Annotated in this window: 19 protein-coding genes and 1 pseudogene; 14 read left to right on the top strand and 6 right to left on the bottom strand. The window is 72.2% G+C overall.

Annotated features, from left to right (window positions below):
- The 4 genes from HTV45_RS27705 to HTV45_RS27690 form a co-directional block, all read left to right on the top strand.
- Positions 1 to 952 (top strand): acyl-CoA carboxylase subunit beta (locus HTV45_RS27705; protein ID WP_285899694.1); only part of this gene is annotated, 952 nt, incomplete at its 5' end.
- Between the two features lie 13 nt (positions 953 to 965).
- Positions 966 to 1592, top strand: coding sequence for a ScbR family autoregulator-binding transcription factor (locus tag HTV45_RS27700; protein WP_215208628.1), 627 nt, complete (start codon positions 966 to 968; stop codon positions 1590 to 1592).
- Positions 1593 to 1990: 398 nt separating this feature from the next.
- Entirely contained in the window at positions 1991 to 2818 is an 828-nt protein-coding gene (locus HTV45_RS27695) for an AfsR/SARP family transcriptional regulator (RefSeq protein WP_215208636.1), read from the top strand.
- A 451-nt stretch (positions 2819 to 3269) separates the two neighbouring features.
- Positions 3270 to 4091, top strand: coding sequence for an AfsR/SARP family transcriptional regulator (locus tag HTV45_RS27690; RefSeq protein ID WP_215208627.1), 822 nt, complete (start codon positions 3270 to 3272; stop codon positions 4089 to 4091).
- Between the two features lie 25 nt (positions 4092 to 4116).
- On the opposite strand, the gene HTV45_RS27685 is transcribed toward HTV45_RS27690, so the two are convergent.
- The gene (locus tag HTV45_RS27685; protein WP_215208626.1) at positions 4117 to 4353 is read right to left on the bottom strand and encodes a DUF6059 family protein; all 237 of its coding nucleotides are present in this window, start codon (positions 4351 to 4353) and stop codon (positions 4117 to 4119) included.
- Between the two features lie 38 nt (positions 4354 to 4391).
- Positions 4392 to 4937, bottom strand: a complete 546-nt coding sequence (locus HTV45_RS27680; RefSeq protein WP_215208625.1) for a glycosyltransferase — start codon at positions 4935 to 4937, stop codon at positions 4392 to 4394.
- A 622-nt stretch (positions 4938 to 5559) separates the two neighbouring features.
- On the opposite strand from HTV45_RS27680, the gene HTV45_RS27675 reads away from it, so the two are divergent.
- The 3 genes from HTV45_RS27675 (at position 5560) to HTV45_RS27665 (ending at position 9474) form a co-directional block, all read left to right on the top strand.
- Entirely contained in the window at positions 5560 to 6513 is a 954-nt protein-coding gene (locus tag HTV45_RS27675; RefSeq protein ID WP_251692839.1) for an SRPBCC family protein, read from the top strand.
- Positions 6514 to 6616: 103 nt separating this feature from the next.
- Positions 6617 to 8431 carry an acyl-CoA dehydrogenase gene (locus tag HTV45_RS35085; protein ID WP_215208623.1) on the top strand — a complete coding sequence of 605 codons (1815 nt, stop codon included), beginning with the start codon at positions 6617 to 6619 and terminating at the stop codon, positions 8429 to 8431.
- 80 nt (positions 8432 to 8511) lie between these two features.
- A complete protein-coding gene (locus HTV45_RS27665; RefSeq protein WP_215208622.1) occupies positions 8512 to 9474 on the top strand; it encodes a 4'-phosphopantetheinyl transferase superfamily protein in 963 nt (320 codons plus the stop codon).
- A 12-nt stretch (positions 9475 to 9486) separates the two neighbouring features.
- Here the strand turns inward: HTV45_RS27665 and HTV45_RS27660 are convergent.
- From HTV45_RS27660 to HTV45_RS34525, 3 genes and pseudogenes are all read right to left on the bottom strand, one after another.
- Positions 9487 to 9735: pseudogene (locus tag HTV45_RS27660) on the bottom strand (IS5/IS1182 family transposase); the annotation flags it as partial.
- A gap of 103 nt (positions 9736 to 9838) precedes the next feature.
- Complete coding sequence (locus tag HTV45_RS27655) at positions 9839 to 10315, bottom strand: NUDIX hydrolase (RefSeq protein WP_215208621.1); 477 nt, start codon at positions 10313 to 10315, stop codon at positions 9839 to 9841.
- Positions 10316 to 10334: 19 nt separating this feature from the next.
- The gene (locus tag HTV45_RS34525; protein WP_251692860.1) at positions 10335 to 10484 is read right to left on the bottom strand and encodes a hypothetical protein; all 150 of its coding nucleotides are present in this window, start codon (positions 10482 to 10484) and stop codon (positions 10335 to 10337) included.
- Positions 10485 to 10788: 304 nt separating this feature from the next.
- On the opposite strand from HTV45_RS34525, the gene HTV45_RS27645 reads away from it, so the two are divergent.
- Positions 10789 to 11073 (top strand): hypothetical protein, encoded by a 285-nt coding sequence (locus tag HTV45_RS27645; RefSeq protein ID WP_251692838.1) that lies wholly within the window; start codon positions 10789 to 10791, stop codon positions 11071 to 11073.
- A gap of 98 nt (positions 11074 to 11171) precedes the next feature.
- Here HTV45_RS27645 and HTV45_RS27640 read toward each other — a convergent pair whose 3' ends face one another.
- Positions 11172 to 11651, bottom strand: coding sequence for a nuclear transport factor 2 family protein (locus HTV45_RS27640; protein WP_215208620.1), 480 nt, complete (start codon positions 11649 to 11651; stop codon positions 11172 to 11174).
- Between the two features lie 186 nt (positions 11652 to 11837).
- Between HTV45_RS27640 and HTV45_RS27635 the strand changes: the two genes are divergently transcribed.
- The 6 genes from HTV45_RS27635 (at position 11838) to HTV45_RS27610 (ending at position 16847) form a co-directional block, all read left to right on the top strand.
- Positions 11838 to 13304 (top strand): FAD-dependent monooxygenase, encoded by a 1467-nt coding sequence (locus HTV45_RS27635; protein ID WP_308309767.1) that lies wholly within the window; start codon positions 11838 to 11840, stop codon positions 13302 to 13304.
- 68 nt (positions 13305 to 13372) lie between these two features.
- Positions 13373 to 14068, top strand: coding sequence for an antibiotic biosynthesis monooxygenase (locus tag HTV45_RS27630; RefSeq protein WP_215208618.1), 696 nt, complete (start codon positions 13373 to 13375; stop codon positions 14066 to 14068).
- Positions 14069 to 14121: 53 nt separating this feature from the next.
- Entirely contained in the window at positions 14122 to 14451 is a 330-nt protein-coding gene (locus HTV45_RS27625) for a TcmI family type II polyketide cyclase (protein ID WP_215208617.1), read from the top strand.
- Positions 14452 to 14651: 200 nt separating this feature from the next.
- On the top strand, positions 14652 to 14933 hold the full coding sequence (locus tag HTV45_RS27620) for a phosphopantetheine-binding protein (RefSeq protein WP_215208616.1): 282 nt from the start codon (positions 14652 to 14654) through the stop codon (positions 14931 to 14933).
- Positions 14934 to 14946: 13 nt separating this feature from the next.
- Entirely contained in the window at positions 14947 to 15732 is a 786-nt protein-coding gene (gene fabG, locus HTV45_RS27615; RefSeq protein WP_215208615.1) for a 3-oxoacyl-ACP reductase FabG, read from the top strand.
- A gap of 170 nt (positions 15733 to 15902) precedes the next feature.
- A complete protein-coding gene (locus HTV45_RS27610; protein WP_215208614.1) occupies positions 15903 to 16847 on the top strand; it encodes an aromatase/cyclase in 945 nt (314 codons plus the stop codon).

The raw sequence follows: 16847 nt of genomic DNA, 5'->3' as shown, positions 1-16847 counted from the left end.
CAAGGCGGTCACCGGCGAGGAGATCACCCAGAACGGCCTGGGCGGCGCCGACGTGCACGCCGAGACCTCGGGCGTCTGCCACTTCGCCTACGACGACGAGGAGACCTGCCTCGCCGAGGTGCGCTACCTCCTCTCCCTCCTCCCGCAGAACAACCGGGAGTTCCCGCCCCGCGTCCCCTGTGCCGATCCGGGGACCCGCCGCTCGGAGCTGCTGCTGGACCTGGTCCCGGCCGACGGGAGCCGCCCGTACGACATGACCGAGGTCATCGGGGAGATCGTCGACGACGGCGAGTACCTGGAGGTCCACGAGCGCTGGGCGCGCAACATCATCTGCGCCCTCGCCCGCCTGGACGGCCAGGTCGTCGGCATCGTCGCCAACCAGCCGCAGGCCCTGGCCGGCGTCCTCGACATCGAGGCCAGCGAGAAGGCCGCCCGGTTTGTCCAGATGTGCGACGCCTTCAGCATTCCGATCGTGACGCTGCTGGACGTTCCGGGGTTCTTGCCGGGTGTGGACCAGGAGCACGGCGGGATCATCCGGCACGGCGCGAAGCTGCTGTACGCGTACTGCAACGCCACCGTGCCCCGTATCTCGCTCATCCTGCGCAAGGCGTACGGCGGCGCCTACATCGTCATGGACAGCCAGTCCACCGGCGCGGACCTCACCTACGCCTGGCCGACCAACGAGATCGCCGTCATGGGCGCGGAGGGCGCGGCCAACGTCATCTTCCGCCGCCAGATCGCCGAGGCCGAGGACCCGGACGCGATGCGGGCCCGCATGGTCAAGGAGTACAAGTCCGAGCTGATGCATCCCTACTACGCGGCCGAACGCGGCCTGGTCGACGACGTCATCGACCCCGCGGAGACCCGTGAGGTGCTCATCGGCTCCCTCGCGATGCTCCGCACCAAACACGCCGACCTGCCCTCCCGCAAGCACGGCAACCCGCCGCAGTAATGGAGCACTTCGAATGGTCAAACAGGAGCGAGCCCTGCGCACCCGCGAGGCGCTGATCACCTCGGCTGCCACGGTCTTCGACCGTGAGGGCTTCAGCGTGGCCTCTCTCACGGCGATCAGCTCGCTGGCCGGAGTGAGCAACGGAGCGCTCCACTTCCACTTCTCCAGCAAGGCGACCCTGGCCGACTCGGTGGAGGAGGCGGCGGGGGAGCGGCTGGACCGCATCGTCATGGCCCATGAGGGGGCGGCCGGCAACGCCCTGCAGTTGCTGGTGAACACCTCGCACGGACTGGCCCGCGGGCTCACCGAGGACGTGGTGCTGCGCGCCGGCTTCGAGCTGAGCCGGGACCAGGTCCGCGGAAGGGGGCCCGGCCTGTACCGGCAGTGGCACCGGTGGGTCGAGGAGGTGCTGAAGCGCGCCGACGGCGAAGGTGTGCTCGCCGAGGTCACGCCCGAGGACGCGGCGGCCTCCGTGGTGGCGGCGACCACCGGTTTCGAGGTCCTGGGCCCGCAGAACCCCGAATGGCTCTCGCACCGCACGGTCACCCGGTTCTGGCAGCTGCTGCTGCCGCGGCTGGCCGATGCCTCCGTCCTCGGCACACTCGTGGCGGCCGGTAGTCGCCCTGAGGGTAGACCATAACAGACCGTGCGGTTTGATAAGCGGAGTCAATTGCCCCTTTTGCCTGTCACTTGCTGTGAGGCGGGCGTCACGGCGACGCCCGCGCACGCACCTCTTCCCGGGCCCGCCGTGCTCCGTAGGTATGCCGCCACGCCCTGGGGTCCGGGCGCTTGAGCGCTCAACAAGGCCTCTGTACCGGTGTTCCGGCCTCCATGGCGGCTCCGGCCGGCAGGGCCGCGACCAGCGACGGGACAACTCGTGTGAACCAACACACTTCCTCCCCATTGACAAACCGACTGTGCTGTTTTTTTAATCGTGTTCTAGCCGGAGTCGTCGAGCGCCGTCCAGGCGCACCAGTGACGGCCCTCGCGGTCTCGATCCGTACGCAACCCGGCATGGACATCAAGGGGGAACAGACAGTGGACATCGAAGTTCTGGGCGCGTTGTCAGTACGCGAGCACGGCATCTCGATCACCCCGACGGCTCCGAAGCCGCGACAGGTGCTGGCCCTGCTCGCTCTGCACGCCGACCGAGTGGTCCAGGTCTCTTCCCTGATCGAGGAACTGTGGGACGACGAGCCGCCGCGCAGTGCGCGCACCACCCTCCAGACGTACGTGCTCCAACTGCGGGAGCTCATCGGCGAGGCGCTGGCCAAGGGTGGTGAGGAGGAGGTCACCGCCAAGGACGTCCTGGTCACCCTCCCCGGGGGCTACCGCCTGGACACCCGTGGCGGCCGGATCGACTTCCGTGAGTTCGAGCAGCAGGCCGGGACGGGCTACCGGGCCATGGACGCCGAGGACTTCACCGGCGCCGCACGGCGGCTGCGCGAGGCGCTGACGCTGTGGACCGGCCCCGCGCTCGCCGACGTGACCGCCGGCAGCCGCATCGGCCTCGAGGTCAAGCGCCTGGAGGAGTCCCGGCTGTGCGCGCTGGACCAGCGGATCGAGGCCGATCTGCGACTGGGCCGCCACCGCGAGCTGCTGTCCGAGCTGACCGTCCTCGTCAACCGGCACCAGATGCACGAGAGCCTGCACGGCCAGTTCATGGTGGCCCTGCACCGCTCCGGCCGGCGCGGCGAGGCGCTCAGCGTCTACCAGCGGCTGCGCACCACCCTCGTACGCGAGCTGGGTCTGGAGCCGTCGGCGATGATCAGCCGGCTGCAGCGCTCCATCCTGACGGCCGCTCCGGAGACCGCCGCCACCCGTGGCCCGGAGGCCACCGGCCGGGCCGTCGCCCGCGTGGGCTGACCGTGCGCGTGCGCTGACCGCGCCGGGCCGCCGCGCCGGGAACGGCTCCACGGGGCCGGGCCCGCCGCCGAGTTCTCCCCTTCCAGGTGTCCGGAAAGGGGAGTACTCCCTTCCCCGGCTGCCGGGGAAGGGACGGTACGCGTGAAATCCGGGGTCGACGCGAGTGCGGCTCCAGCGTTTTTCCGGGCTCCCTCAGGGGGCCGGGCCTCATTCTGACGGCGCGAAAGACGCGTCAGGAACAACTGGGCGTGTCCAGGCAACACAACGGCTCAAAGATTCCTCGACTCTTTCCTAGGGCGGTGTCGTGGCCGGATACGGGGCGCCTCGTGCACAGGCCGTGAGGCGATGACATCGGGCCCCCGAGTGGCGCAATATCGACGAGCCTCGGGCACCGATTCGAATACCGGCTCGGAAGCCGAGTCCAGCTGTCGAGGTACGGGGAGGGAAAACCATGAAGATTCGTGTTCTGGGTCCACTGAGTGCCGACGTCAACGGGATGTCGATCGTTCCGACGGCCGGGAAACCCCGCCAGATCCTGGCTCTGCTCGCCCTCTATCCGGGCCGGGTCATGCCCGTGCCCACGCTGATGGAGGAGATCTGGGGCACCGAGCTCCCCCAGAGCGCCCTCACCACGCTGCAGACCTACATACTCCAGCTGCGCCGCCGGCTCGGTACCGCCATGGGGCCCGGCGCCCCCGGTACCGCCAAGGACGTGCTCGCCACCCGGCACGGCGGCTACCTGCTGCAGATACCGAGCGACGCGGTCGACGTCCACGCCTACGAACGCCTCGTCATCGAGGGACAGCAGGCCTTCGAGGACGGCGAGGACGAACGGGCCGCCCGCACCTACCGCGAGGCGCTGAACCTGTGGCAGGGGCCCGCCCTGGTCGACGTACCCGTCGGCCCGGTCCTGGAGATCGAGGCGATGCGGCTGGAGGAGAGCCGGCTCGTCACGCGGGAGCGCCGCATCGACGCGGACCTCAGGATCGGCCGGCACGCCGAGGTCACCGCCGAGCTGATGGACCTGACCGCCCGGCACCCCGAGCACGAGGGACTGCACTCGCAGGCCATGGTGGCGCTGTACCGCTCCGGCCGGCAGGCCGGCGCGCTCGACGTCTACCACCGGCTGCGCCGCCGCCTGGTCGACGAGCTGGGCGTGGAGCCGTCACCGCAGTTGCAGCGGCTGCACCAGGCGATACTCGCCGTCGACCCCCAGCTGGACCTGGCGTCCGGCCCCCGGCGCGGCTCCACCTTCGACCTGTACGCGGCCTGACACCGCGGGCGCTGCCCCGCGGGCGTCAGCGCACCGGGCGGCCCATCTCCGCCAGCAGGGCGCGCTCCAGCGCGGTCAGGGGCCGGTCGGGGCACAGGCGTTCGGGGTGGCCCGGCGGAGGCACGTCCACCGGGCGGAAGTCGGCCCGGGCCGACTCGCCCGCGAGCTGGACGGCGCCGACGGCGACCAGACACCGCCAGACCTCGGCCACCAGAGCACGGGCGAACCGCCGCAGACGCCGGGCGAACGTCATCATGTTCATGGCCTCCTCGACAACCGCGGACCGTCGTCCCCACCCGGTCAGGCTGAGACGGCACGCTCGAGAACCACCCCACGTCCTCTCGAGCCCGGGTCGAGCGGGCCGGCCGGGTCTCCGCCCGGCGGCGGAGCCGACCCCGCGCCGAAGCCGGCTCGCCGTCCCGGCCGGGGGCGTGGCGCGTCGGCCGGGTAGGGCTCCGGTGTGCCGCACATCCCGCACCGGTTCGGCAACAGCGCCCGGCCTCGGGCCGCTCCGCTCCCCACGGTGTCCGACTCGAGGCCACTCGGGTGCGAGCGTCGAGCGCAGCGACCGGACGGCCGTCGCTCCTCGCTGCCGCTCCTGCCCTCCGCTCCCGGCTCTCGCGCCTGCGTCTCTTCCCGCGACGCAGTCCGGGCCCAGTCCCGGATCAGCCCTTGCGGGTCTCCCGGCACAGGCCGGTAGTCGAGACCGCACCCGCCGACGAGTGCCTCGAAGGACGGGTGAGCGGCCACGGCGACCTGATGGCCCACGTCCCGCAGACGCCGCCCCAGGCCCGTGAAGGGCGCGACATCTCCCCGGGAACCGGCGGTGATGATCAGAATGCGCATGAAGCGATTCTCCTCGGCGGCCGCCCGGCCACTCCCGCCCGCTGCGGGGACCCCTCAGCCCGCTGACTGCTGCGCCCCTGACGCGATGCGTGCTCTCGTGGGACTGGCTCAGGCCCGGTTTCGCTTCCGGCAGCCGGCCGACCCGGAACACCGCCTCTCGGACACCATCCGCCTCCGCGCGTACGCACGGGGGCACACACCCCGGACCCGGCCACCCGTCCGTACGGCCCCTTTTCCCGCCGCTGCGAACGCAGAAGCCGAACGCCTCCTCGCCTTGCCGTGACCACGCGAGCGCGGGTCGGGTGAGCATGCCGCAACGCCGATCCCGCGGCCCGGCAGGAACCGGGCGGCACCCCCGCGCGGTGGGCCGCAGGGTCGGGCAGGGGGGTCGGGTTCGGGTGGAGTCGGGGTCGGGGCCGGGTGGCCTGCGGGTGGGTGTGGCGCGTTCCCCTGGGGATTCGAGCGGCGTTCGAGGGGCGGGCGAGCCGTTCCCCACCGGATCAGGACACAGTCCATGGCGAGCCTGTACGGGGCGGCGGGTCGCGGCGTCCATGGCCGTCCGCCCGGCCGTACGTCCGAGACGAGAGGGGTGGGGTGGATGTATTTGGCGCCCGTGCACCGTATGGCCCAGCACACGGAGGTGGACGCACCGGCCGGCGTGCTCTACGGACTGATCGCCGACGCGTTGCGCTGGCCCGTGTTCCTGCCGCCCACCGTCCATGTCGAGCAGCTCGAGTTCGACGGCGAGTCGGAACGGCTGCGGATGTGGGTCACCGCCAACGGTGAGATCAAGTCCTGGACGACGCGCCGCGTCCTGGATCCCGTGGCCCACCGCGTCGACTTCCGCCAGGAGGTGCTGCCCTGGCCGACGACGTCCATGGGAGGCAGCTGGACCGTGGAGCCGCGGGGTCCCGAGCGGTCCCTCGTCGTCCTCAGCAACGACTTCTCCGTCGACGGCAACGCGCGCGCCGACGTCGACTGGGTGAAGCGGGCCACCAGCGCCAACACCCGCGCCGCCCTCGACAACCTCCGCCGGCTCGCCGAGCGCTGGCGCCGCCTCGACGACCTCGTCCTGTCCTTCGAGGACACGGCCTTCGTCGACGCGCCCGTCGAGCCGGTGTACGACTTCCTGCACCGGTTCGGCGACCGGTCCGACGCGGTGCCCGGCGCCACCGGGATCGACATCGCCGAGCACGGGCCCGGGGTGCAGCTGATGACCGTGGAGCTGGCCGGCGCCGACGGCACGGCGCGGACGACGGAATCGGTCAGGATCGGCTTCCCGCACGCCGGACGCATCGTCTACAAGGACATCCGGGACACCGAACAGCCCGCGCTGCTGGCCGCGCACGCGGGGGAGTGGTCGGTCGAACCCGACCTCCGGGGAACGGGCGTCACCGTCGTCGCACGGCACCACGCGGTGCTCGACGAGGACGGCGTACGCGAGCGGTACGGCGACGGCGCGGACGCGGTGCGCCTCGCGCGGGAGGCACTGCGCTCACGGCTCGCCCGGGAGAGTTCCCTCGCGCTGCGGCTGGCCAGGGAGCACGCCGAGGGCGCACTGGCCCGCGGAGTCTGAGCCGCGCCGCCCGGCCGGCCGCCGCAACCCCCGTGCCCCCGTACCCCCGCGCCGAACGGCGCCCGACCGCACCCGTCGGACGGGCCGAGACTGGAGGTCCCACGTGAACGACAGCCTGACCGCGGGCGCCGGCACGTCCCTGGCCGAGGACGCCGACGCCGGCCCCCGTGCCCTCCAGGTGTCCGGTGAGGGCTCCGCACGGGCCCGGTACGTCGAGGACCTGCTCGGTGATCCCTTCGACGCAGGCAACCCGCACGGCCAGCAGGCGCTGCTCGCCGCCGACGAGCGGCGCGAGGCCCCCGCGGCCACCGAGGAACTGCTCCACCGCTTCGGCCTCGCCGCCGAGTTCGTGCCGAAGGCCCTGGGCGGCCGCCTCACCGGCGTCGAAGGGCTCGCCCAGGTGCTGCGGCCGGTCTTCCGGCGGGACGTGGCGCTCGGCTTCGGCGCCGGGATGACCGCCCTGTTCGCCGCCTCCGTGGTGTGGACCGCCGGCGACGAGCGGCAGCGCCGGGACACCGCGCGGCGGCTGCTCGACGGCGGCCGGTTCACCATCCTGCACCGCGAGTTCGCGCACGCCAACGCGATCCTGCGCGGCGAGTACACCGCGCGTCCCGCGCCCGGCGGCGGCTATGTGGTGGACGGCCGCAAGGAGGTCGTCATCAACGCCGACCGCGCCGACGCCTTCGTCTCCTACGTCCGTACCGCGCCCGGCGACGGTGCGGACAGCCACTCCGTGTTCCTGCTCGAGACCGGCCGGCTCCCGGCGCACGCCGTGCGCCGGCTGCCCCGTGCCCGTACCCACGGCATGCGCGGCGCCCACTACGCCGGACTGGAGCTCGCGCACTGCCCCGTGCCCGCCGACGCCCTCGTCGGACGGCCGGGCGAGGGCGTCTCCCTTGCCCTGCGCACCTTCCAGGTCAGCCGGGCACTGGTGTCCGGCGGCGCGCTGGTCGGCGGGATGGACAGCGCGCTGCGCTACGCCGTCCGGGCCGCGGCCGAGTCCCGCCGCGGTCTGGTGCCGCACGGCCGTCGCGGCCGGGTGCTCGCCGGGGTCTTCGCCGACCTGCTCGCCTGCGACAGTCTCGCCGTCGCGGGGCTGCGGCTGCTCGACCTGGCGCCCGAGCACGCGCTCGTCCCCTCCGCGGCCGTCAAGTACGCCGTGTCCGCGCTGCTCCACGAGGACCTCGACGAACTCGCCGCGGTGCTCGGCGCCCGCGGCTACGACCGCGGCCCCACCTACGGCGGCTTCCAGAAGCTCGTGCGCGATCTGCCGGTGGCCGGGCTCGGCCACGCCGGGACGGCCGACACCCAGGCCGTCCTCGTCCCCCACCTGCGCACCCTCGCCCACGCCACCTGGCGCGGCGAGGCCGGGCACGAGGCGCCCGCGGCGCTCTTCACTCCCGGCGCCGGGGACACGGCACTCGACTTCCGGCGGCTGGACGCCGAACCCCGCGATCCGCACCACGGCTGCGACGGACTGCTCGCCGCGCTGCTCGGCGCGGCCGCCCGGCTCGACGGCAAGCGCGGCCGCGGCCCCCGGTGGGCGGCGCTCGCCGATCTCGCCCGCGCCTTCGCCGCCGAGGTGCGCCACCTCGCCGAGCGGTGCGCCGTGCTGTCGGAGCGTCCGGACACCGGGGTGCTCGCCCCGGCGGCGTACGTCCTCGTCGACCGGTACTGCCTGCTGATCGCCGCCGCCTCCTGCCTCGCCGTCTGCGAGAACGCCGATCCCGGCGCCCCGGACGGGGGCCTGCTCGCCGAACCCGACTGGGCGCTGCTCGCGCTGACCCGGTTCGGCCGCCGCCTCGGCGTGGAGGTGCCCGCCCTGCCGGACGGCGTCGCGCGGGACCTCGCGGTCCGGCTCGTGGACCGGTACCGCGGCGGGCGGAGCTTCGACCTCTACGGGATGCGGCTCGCGTGAGCCCCGACCCCGACAGGAACGTTTCGGCTCCGCCCTCGGACACGGCCCGGCCGGGAGGCCGGCACAAGGAGGCGAACGCCATGCACCCCAGCAGGCCCGCGGTGGCGCGGAAGGGCGAGGACCGCGTCACGGACGACATCGACGCCCGCGACGCCGTCGGTGTCCTCGACACGCTGCGGCGCCTGAGCGCCCTCGGCGTCGTCGCCGGCGCGTACGGCTCCGCCGTCGCGCCGCCCGTGCACATCCCCCGCCCGGACAGCTCGTGGCTGCGGATCCGGGAGGACCTGCTGGACCGCGGGGTCACGGTGGCGTACGCGACCTGGACCGAGTGGTTCCCCGCGGTGCTCACCACACCGCGGCTGAGGCCCCTGCTCGGCCGGGACTGGAACCGCTACGCCGGGACCCGCGACCCCGCGGTCCGCAGCCGGTTCGCCGCCTCCCGGCTGCTCATCAAGTACACCGCGGCGGCCGCGCTGGGCATCGGGCCGGAGGACATCGACATCGCCTACCGGCTCGGCGGCCGCCCGTACCTGCGCGGCCTCGACCAGATCGAGGTCGCTCTGACGCACACCGGTGAGCTGATGGCCGTGGGGATCAGCCGGGTGGGCCGGATCGGCCTGGACGCCGAGTGCGCGGACCGGCGCTTCGACCTGGGCCTGATGCGCGGGCGGATGTGCACCCCGGCCGAGGCCGCCGAGCTGGACACGCTGTCCGAGGAGCAGCAGGCGGCGTGCGTGCTGCGGCTGTGGACGCTGAAGGAGGCGTACACCAAGGCGCTCGGGCAGGGCATGCGGCTCGCCTTCACCGAGTTCGGCTTCGGTCTCGCCCTCGGCGGCCTGCGCACCCCCGACGGGGTCGCGGCCCTCGGCGAGGAGTGGGCGTTCGCCACGCATCCGGTGCTCGGCCGGTACCTGGTCAGCGTGGCCTGCCACGACGCCGGGCTCGACCCGGCCGGGGACACGTCGGTCGGCACCATGCTGGACCGGCGGCTGATCACGGCGATGACCCCACCCGGGGACCAGGGCCCGGTCGTGGACCTCTGAGAGGGCGCTGTTGGGGCCGGGGGCGGCGACACGATCGGTGCGGATGACGGTGCCGTCGAGGTTGAGGCGGGTGTATCCGGCAGCAGCTGCACGTTCCAGCGCGGTGGACAGGCCCGGGGCGTGGTCGGCGAGCACGGTCAGCCCCTCGTGGAGGTAGCGGTAGGTGGTGGGGAGCGATATCCCCTCCCGGGCCAGTTGGGACAGCCGCGTGCCGTCAATGAATCACCGCAGTACGAGCACGGCCTGCTTGAAGACGCCCAGACCGGGTGTTCTTCCGGGTTCCGAGCCGGCCGCGATGCTCGCGCAGGAGCCGGGCCGGCCTGACGCCAGGTCACCCGCAGGGCGCCGGTCCCGCCGCACGTCCTCACGCACCGCAACCGTCACGTTGCCGAGAAGACCCTACTGCGATGGCCTGCTGGGCCAGCAGCAGTGCCAGCGGTCCCCCTTGGAGCAGAAAGCGTCCCTCGGTGGCGGCCCGAATCGCGTCGGGCATCGGCCACCACATGAGCTTGAAGCTCTCTTCGCTGGGCGTGAGCTGCTGCGGGCCACAGGTGAGACCTTCGGCCAGGAAAAGGTGGACGCGGGCAGTGGAGTCCAGGGTGATGGCGTACGAGCCGAGGGGGCGCCAGGTCTGGGCGATGGCGCCGGCTTCCTCGCGCAGCTCACGCCGCGCGCAGTCTTCCGGTGTCTCGCCCTCCTCCCGGCGCCCCCCGGGCAGGAACACGTACTCGCCGCCGTGCTGGGTGAATTCGGCGGTCAGGACGGCGACCAGGCCCTCCGCGTCTCGAGCCACGATGACGGAGGCGTCGCGCTTCGCCTTTTGTCGGGTTGTCTCGGTCATGGCCCGGGAGCGTATCCGCCTACTCCGACAGCCAGGCCGCGAACGGCACGTTCAACACGGTCGGATGAGCGATGCCACGGCCGTGGTAGCCGTCCTCACCGAAGGCGTCGCCGTGGTCGGCACACATAATGATCAGCCATCTCTTCTTGCCGGTGAGCCCGTCGACCAGGCGGCCCAGGTGTTCGTCCGCGTACGCGAGCGCGGCGGCCTGGGACTGCCAGGAGTCGCCTCCGTCGCCGGTGTAGTGGCCGTGGGGGACGTGGGTGGCGCCGCCCGCGGCGAGAGCGTGTGGAATACGGGGCGTGAGTCACGCGTCCCTGCCACCCCATAACGGGGTGTCTGGACGGAGGAGTCCACCCCAGCAGCCAGTTGGGCGCTACCTCCAAGCCCGGCCCTTCAGGGCCGGGTCAAGTTGACGTCCTCCACCACCCGCCCTGCTGCCCTCGGCCAGGGAACTGCCCGCCGACTGGATAGTGGAGCGCACCGGCTCCGAGTGGCCACGGCATGTCCGCGTCGGTGCGTTCCGGCTGCTCGACGCGCGCGGCGGCATCGTGGCGCTACGGGCGGCGGTCGGTCTGTTCGAGGACCCGGATACGAAGCTGCGTACCTGGGCCGCGCAATCAGTGCAGCGCTGGCATCCGTCCCCGGACGGGCGGCGCGGCGACGCGGAGGTGGGTGAACTGCTCGACCGAAGCCGACACCTCTTCAGCGACTACGTGCTGCGCCGGCGCAAGTGGGAGGCCGGGGTGGACAGCTGAGACCTGCACCGCGGTGCGGAACTCCGCTCAGCACTCGCCGCCCGCTGGCCCCCCTGGTGACAGCACGCCTGCCTTGGTGACGACGCCCCGGCCTGCCGTCACCCCCGCTGCGGGGGCTGGCCCTCGGTGAACAGGACCCTGAACGACAGCTCGTCCATCCGCCACCCGGCGGCCGTCCTGCGGGCCCCGCCGGAGGCGAGGGTGCCCGCGCGGAACAGCGGTGGCCGGTCACCGCCGGGGTGGTGGACGTGCGTGGTCAGCACGTTGGCGCGGAACGCGGCCCGGTCGCCGCCGACGCTCACCACCGCCGGCGAGCCCAGGTGCTGGGTGGACGCGAACGCCGTGAGGGAGGCGCGGTGCCACTCGGCGAGCCCGGCGAGCCCTGCGTGGCGGCTCATCGGGAAGGTGACGACCGCGTCCTCGGTGAACAGGCCGCGGGCCCACGTGTCGTCGGGTTCCTCGTCGTCGAGCGTGACCAGATAGCGGCCCAGGAGCTCCGCGACCAGGGCGGCGTCGGCGGCTTCGGCGGCCGTGGCCGGAACCGTGGCCGGAACGGCGGGCGAAAGGTTGGAAGTCACCGCCCGAGCATGGCGCCGACCGCGCCCGCGGGACCAGTTTCCTGCCAGAGATCTGACATTACCGGCAGAGTTCTGTAGTGCATTGCGCAAAGCCTGTACCGCACTCGCTTTACCGTTTCTCCGTGGTCCGGCGATACTCGTCACACACCAGTCGGAAGAGGGAAGATGGATATCTTTGACGCGGACGTGATCATAGTAGGAGCAGGGCCCACCGGACTCATGCTCGCGGGCGAGTTGAGTCTCAACGGAGTCTCCGCACTGGTCGTCGACCGGCTCGCCGAACCCATCAGGGAATCCCGTGCCCTCGGCTTTTCCGCGCGCACGATCGAGGAATTCGCGCAGCGTGGTCTCCTTTCCCGGCTCGGTGACGTCGATGTCATTCCGTTCGGTCATTTCGGCGGTGTGCCGCTCGACTTCCGGGTCCTTCCGAATGGCTCGTACGGCGCCCGCGGCATCCCCCAGTCGCGGACCGAAGGCATGCTCGCCGGCGTGCTCGCCGAGCGCGGCGTCGAGGTGCGCCGGGGTGTCGAGGTCACCGGCGTCGAGCAGGACGACGACGGGGTCGCCGTCCACATCGCCACCGCGGACGGCACCGGCACGCTCCGCGCCCGCCACGTCGTCGGCTGCGACGGCGCCCGCAGCGTCGTCCGTACGAGCGCCGGGATCGACTTCCCCGGCACCGCGCCCACCGTCGAACTGCGCTTCGCCGACATCACCGGGGTGCGACTGCGCCCGCGCTTCAGCGGCGAGCCGGTGCCCGGCGGCATGGTCATGGTGCTGCCGCTCGGACCGGACCGCAGCCGCGTCATCTACTACGACCGCGCGCAGCCGATGCGCCCCGGCCCGGAGCCGATCACCTTCGAGGAGGTCGCCGAGGCGTTCCAGCGCCTGTCGGGCGAGGACATCAGCGGCGCCACGCCGCTGTGGGTCTCCTCCACCACCGACGTCAGCCGCCAGGCCGCCGAGTACCGCAGGGGCCGCGTCTTCGTCGCCGGCGACGCCGCCCACATCCACCTGCCGATCGGTGCCCAGGGCATGAGCGCCGGCATCCAGGACGCCGTCAACCTCGGCTGGAAGCTCGCCCTCGACATCAAGGGCCGGGCCCCCGAGGGGCTGCTCGACACCTACCACAGCGAACGTCACCCGGTCGGTGCCCGCATCCTCGCCAACACCCTCGCCCAGCGCACCCTCTACCTCGGCGGCGACGAAGTCGGCCCGCTGCGCCAGGTGTTCACCGAGCTGGCGCGGCACGAGGAGGTGCAGCGCCACCTGGTCGGCATGGTCACCGGGCTCGACATCCGCCACGACGTCGGCGGCGGGGACCACCCGCTGCTCGGCCGGCGGCTCGAGGACAAGCAGATCACCCGCGACGGGGTGAAGGACAACGTCTTCTCCCTCCTGGAGCCGGGGCGCGGTCTGCTCCTCGACCTCGCCGACGGCGCCGGTCTGCGCGCCGCGGCCCGGGGCTGGTCCGACCGGGTCGACACCGTCACCGCGCAGGGCCCCGAAGGCGACTGCGGCCTCGACGGCATCCTCGTCCGTCCCGACGGCTACGTCGCCTGGGTGGGCGGCGCCGGAGACGGCCCGGCCGCCGGTGCCACGGACGTGCCGCTCACCGACGCGCTCGCCCGCTGGTTCGGCCCCGCCGGCTGACCAGGCTCCTCCTCCCCACCGCACGCACATCCCAAGGATCTTGAGGAAGCGAAGGAAGCGAAGGAATCATGCCGATCATCTCCACCGAGGACAACTACCTGACCGTTCTCAACCTGTTCACGACCGACACCCCCGAGCACCAGGAGCAGCTGCTCACCGAGATGGGGAAGATCGTCGACGCGGCCGCCTACGAGGGATGGATCTCCTCGACCGTGCACGCCGGACAGGACTCTCCCGGGACCGCCAACCTGATCCAGTGGCGCAGCGGCGAGGACCTGGAGAAGCGGTACGACGGTGAGGAGTTCAAGCACCGGACGCTGCCCGTCTTCCGTGAGATCACCACGGGCATCCGGCTGCTGCAGAACGAGATCGTCTTCTCCCGGACCCAGCCCGCTCTCGGCGGCCGCGTCCAGGTCTCACCGGACCGCGACGACTACACGGCCATCGAGGTCCACCTGGTCGGCGAGGCCGACCAGGACGAGCTGGTCAAGCTGCTGGGCGAGGGCCAGGACTGGCTCGTGAAGGTCCCCGGCTACCGCTCGCACAGCGTCTTCAAGGGCCTGCGCGCCATGTTCGTCGAGGGCGCCTTCGCCGTCGTCTACTCGCAGTGGGACAGCGAGGAGAGCTACCGGGCCTTCCGCGACCTGCCGCACGAGCGCAAGCCCAGGCCCCGCCGCACCAACGACGAGCGCATCGCCGAGCTGAGGACCGGGTTCGACGCGAACACCTATCGCGTCGTGCACACGCGCGCCGCCGGCGCGTAGACGGCGTCCTCGCCGGGCGCCCCACACCGGACCCTGCCAAGGAGCGAGAACCTATGCACAGCACGCTGATCGTGGCCCGCATGGCGCCCGGTGCGAGCACGGACGTCGCCAAGCTGTTCGGCGAGTTCGACGCGACGGACATGCCGCACCGCATGGGCACCCGGCGGCGCCAGCTCTTCGCCTTCAACGGCCTGTACTTCCACCTGCAGGACTTCGACGAGGACAACGGCGGCGAGCTGATCCAGGGCGCCAAGGACGACCCGCGCTTCGTGCGGATCAGCGACGACCTCAAACCGTTCATCGACCCCTACGACCCGGCGACCTGGCGTTCCCCGGCCGACGCCATGGCACAGCGCTTCTACCGGTGGGAGGCGTCCGCCTGAGCGGACGGTGCGCCGTCCACCGGGTCGGCCGTCCACCGGGTCGGCCGTCCACCCGGGCCGGCCGTCCACCCGGGTCGGCCGTGCCCGAGACCGGCCGTCCACCCGGGCCGGCCGTGCCCGAGACCGCCGTGCCCGCGTCCGGGCCACCAGAAACGATCAGCCGGGGGCCGCGAGCGCCCCGAGAACCGAAGGAAGTACCCATGGCCAGTGCCAGTACCCAGTTCACCCTCGACGACCTCCGGCGGATCCTGCTCGAGGCCGCGGGCGCGGACGAGAACGTCGACCTCGCCGGAGACATCCTGGACACCACGTTCGAGGTGCTCGGCTACGAGTCCATCGCGCTGCTGGAGACCGGCGGCCGCATCGAGCGCGAGTACGACATCGTCCTGGACGACGACGACCTCGGCGACGACATCACCCCGCGCGACCTGATCGACGTCGTCAACACCCAGCTGTCCCTGTCCGGGGCCCGCGCCGCCTGAGAGGAGCACACCCATGTCCGACACCACCCGGAAGGTCGCCCTCGTCACCGGCGCGACCAGCGGCATCGGTCTGGAGGCCGCCCGGCTGCTGGCGCAGCAGGGGCACCGGGTCTTCATCGGCGCCCGCGACGCGGACAACGTCGCCCACACCGCCAAAACACTGCGCGAGGAAGGTCTGGACGTCGACGGCCGGCAGCTCGACGTCCGCGACGCCGCCTCCGTCAAGGAGTTCGTGCACAGCGCCGTCGCCGCGTTCGGCACCGTCGACGTGCTCGTCAACAACGCCGGGCGCTCGGGCGGCGGTCCCACCGCGGACCTCACCGACGAGCTGTGGGACGACGTCATCGACACCAACCTCAACAGCGTCTTCCGGATGACCCGGGAGGTCCTCACCACCGGCGGCATGCGCGCCAAGGACCGCGGCCGGATCATCAACATCGCCTCCACCGCCGGCAAGCAGGGCGTCGTCCTCGGCGCCCCCTACTCGGCCTCCAAGCACGGCGTCGTCGGCTTCACCAAGGCCCTCGGCAACGAGCTCGCGCCGACCGGCATCACCGTCAACGCCGTCTGCCCCGGTTACGTCGAGACGCCGATGGCCCAGCGGGTGCGGCAGGGCTACGCCGCGGCGTACGACACGAGCGAGGACGAGATCCTCAAGAAGTTCCAGGCCAAGATCCCGCTCGGCCGCTACTCCACGCCCCAGGAGGTCGCGGGCCTGGTCGGCTACCTCGCGTCCGACACCGCCGCGTCCATCACGTCCCAGGCGCTCAACGTCTGCGGCGGCCTCGGCAACTTCTAGGCCCTGTCGTCACACTCCCGCCCGCCCCGGGGGAGGGGCCACCCCTCGCCCGCCCGGGCCCCGGGGCTCCGCCCCCGCCGTCCGCACCGCCCGTACCACGAAGCCGGTACCACGAAGCCGGTACCACAAAGCCGGTACCACGAAGCCGGTACCACCTAGGAGAAGCCGTCATGACGACTCGTGAGGTCGAGCACGAGATCACCATCAACGCGCCCGCCGCCGCCGTCCACCGCCTCCTCGCCGAGGTGACCAACTGGCCGCGGATCTTCCCGCCCACCATCCACGTCGACCGTGAGCAGAGCGACGGCGACGAGGAGCGCATCCGTATCTGGGCCACCGCCAACGGCGAGCCCAAGACCTGGACCTCGCGCCGCACCCTCGACCCCGAGGCCCTGCGCATCACCTTCCGGCAGGAGGTGCCGGCACCCCCGGTCGCGGCCATGGGCGGAACCTGGATCGTCGAACCCCTCGACGAGGACACCTCACGCGTCCGGCTCCTGCACGACTACCGTGCCGTCGACGACGACCCGCACGACCTGCTGTGGATCGAACGGGCCGTGGACAAGAACAGCACCAGCGAACTCGCCGCCCTCAAGGAGAACGTCGAGCGCGCCCACGCCGCCGAGGCGCAGGAGCTGACCTTCTCCTTCACCGACACCGTGACGATCGACGGCTCGGCCAAGGACGCCTTCGACTTCGTCAACGAGGCCGGGCTGTGGCCCGAGCGGCTCCCGCACGTGGCCCGCGTCCGCTTCACCGAGGACACCCCCGGCCTGCAGGAACTGGAGATGGACACCCGCGCCAAGGACGGCTCGCAGCACACCACCAAGTCCTACCGGGTCGTCCTCGGCCACCACCGCATCGCCTACAAGCAGGTCACCCTGCCGGCCCTGATGACCCTGCACACCGGCATGTGGACCTTCGAGGAGACCGAGGACGGCGGCACGACGGCCTCCTCCCAGCACACCGTCACCCTCAACACCGGCAACATCGCCCGGATCCTCGGCCCCGAGGCCACCGTCGCCGACGCCCGCGCCTACGTGCACGGCGCGCTGAGCACCAACAGCCTCGCCACCCTCGGCCACGCCAAGGACCACGCGGAGCGGAACCGCTGA

Source organism: Streptomyces sp. CHD11, from assembly GCF_018638295.1.
Taxonomy (GTDB): Bacteria; Actinomycetota; Actinomycetes; order Streptomycetales; family Streptomycetaceae; genus Streptomyces.
The sequence above is the reverse complement of the archived record's forward strand: the minus strand, read 5'-3'. Positions and strand labels throughout refer to the sequence as shown.

Excerpts from the sequence above, each read along its gene's own strand:
- HTV45_RS27700 (WP_215208628.1), top strand. The coding sequence starts at position 966 with ATGGTCAAACAGGAGCGAGCCCTGCGCACCCGCGAGGCGCTGATCACC.
- HTV45_RS27690 (WP_215208627.1), top strand. The coding sequence starts at position 3,270 with ATGAAGATTCGTGTTCTGGGTCCACTGAGTGCCGACGTCAACGGGATG.
- HTV45_RS27685 (WP_215208626.1), bottom strand. The coding sequence starts at position 4,353 with ATGAACATGATGACGTTCGCCCGGCGTCTGCGGCGGTTCGCCCGTGCT.
- HTV45_RS27680 (WP_215208625.1), bottom strand. The coding sequence starts at position 4,937 with ATGCGCATTCTGATCATCACCGCCGGTTCCCGGGGAGATGTCGCGCCC.
- HTV45_RS27675 (WP_251692839.1), top strand. The coding sequence starts at position 5,560 with ATGGCCCAGCACACGGAGGTGGACGCACCGGCCGGCGTGCTCTACGGA.
- HTV45_RS27665 (WP_215208622.1), top strand. The coding sequence starts at position 8,512 with ATGCACCCCAGCAGGCCCGCGGTGGCGCGGAAGGGCGAGGACCGCGTC.
- HTV45_RS27655 (WP_215208621.1), bottom strand. The coding sequence starts at position 10,315 with ATGACCGAGACAACCCGACAAAAGGCGAAGCGCGACGCCTCCGTCATC.
- HTV45_RS27630 (WP_215208618.1), top strand. The coding sequence starts at position 13,373 with ATGCCGATCATCTCCACCGAGGACAACTACCTGACCGTTCTCAACCTG.
- HTV45_RS27625 (WP_215208617.1), top strand. The coding sequence starts at position 14,122 with ATGCACAGCACGCTGATCGTGGCCCGCATGGCGCCCGGTGCGAGCACG.
- HTV45_RS27620 (WP_215208616.1), top strand. The coding sequence starts at position 14,652 with ATGGCCAGTGCCAGTACCCAGTTCACCCTCGACGACCTCCGGCGGATC.
- fabG (WP_215208615.1), top strand. The coding sequence starts at position 14,947 with ATGTCCGACACCACCCGGAAGGTCGCCCTCGTCACCGGCGCGACCAGC.
- HTV45_RS27610 (WP_215208614.1), top strand. The coding sequence starts at position 15,903 with ATGACGACTCGTGAGGTCGAGCACGAGATCACCATCAACGCGCCCGCC.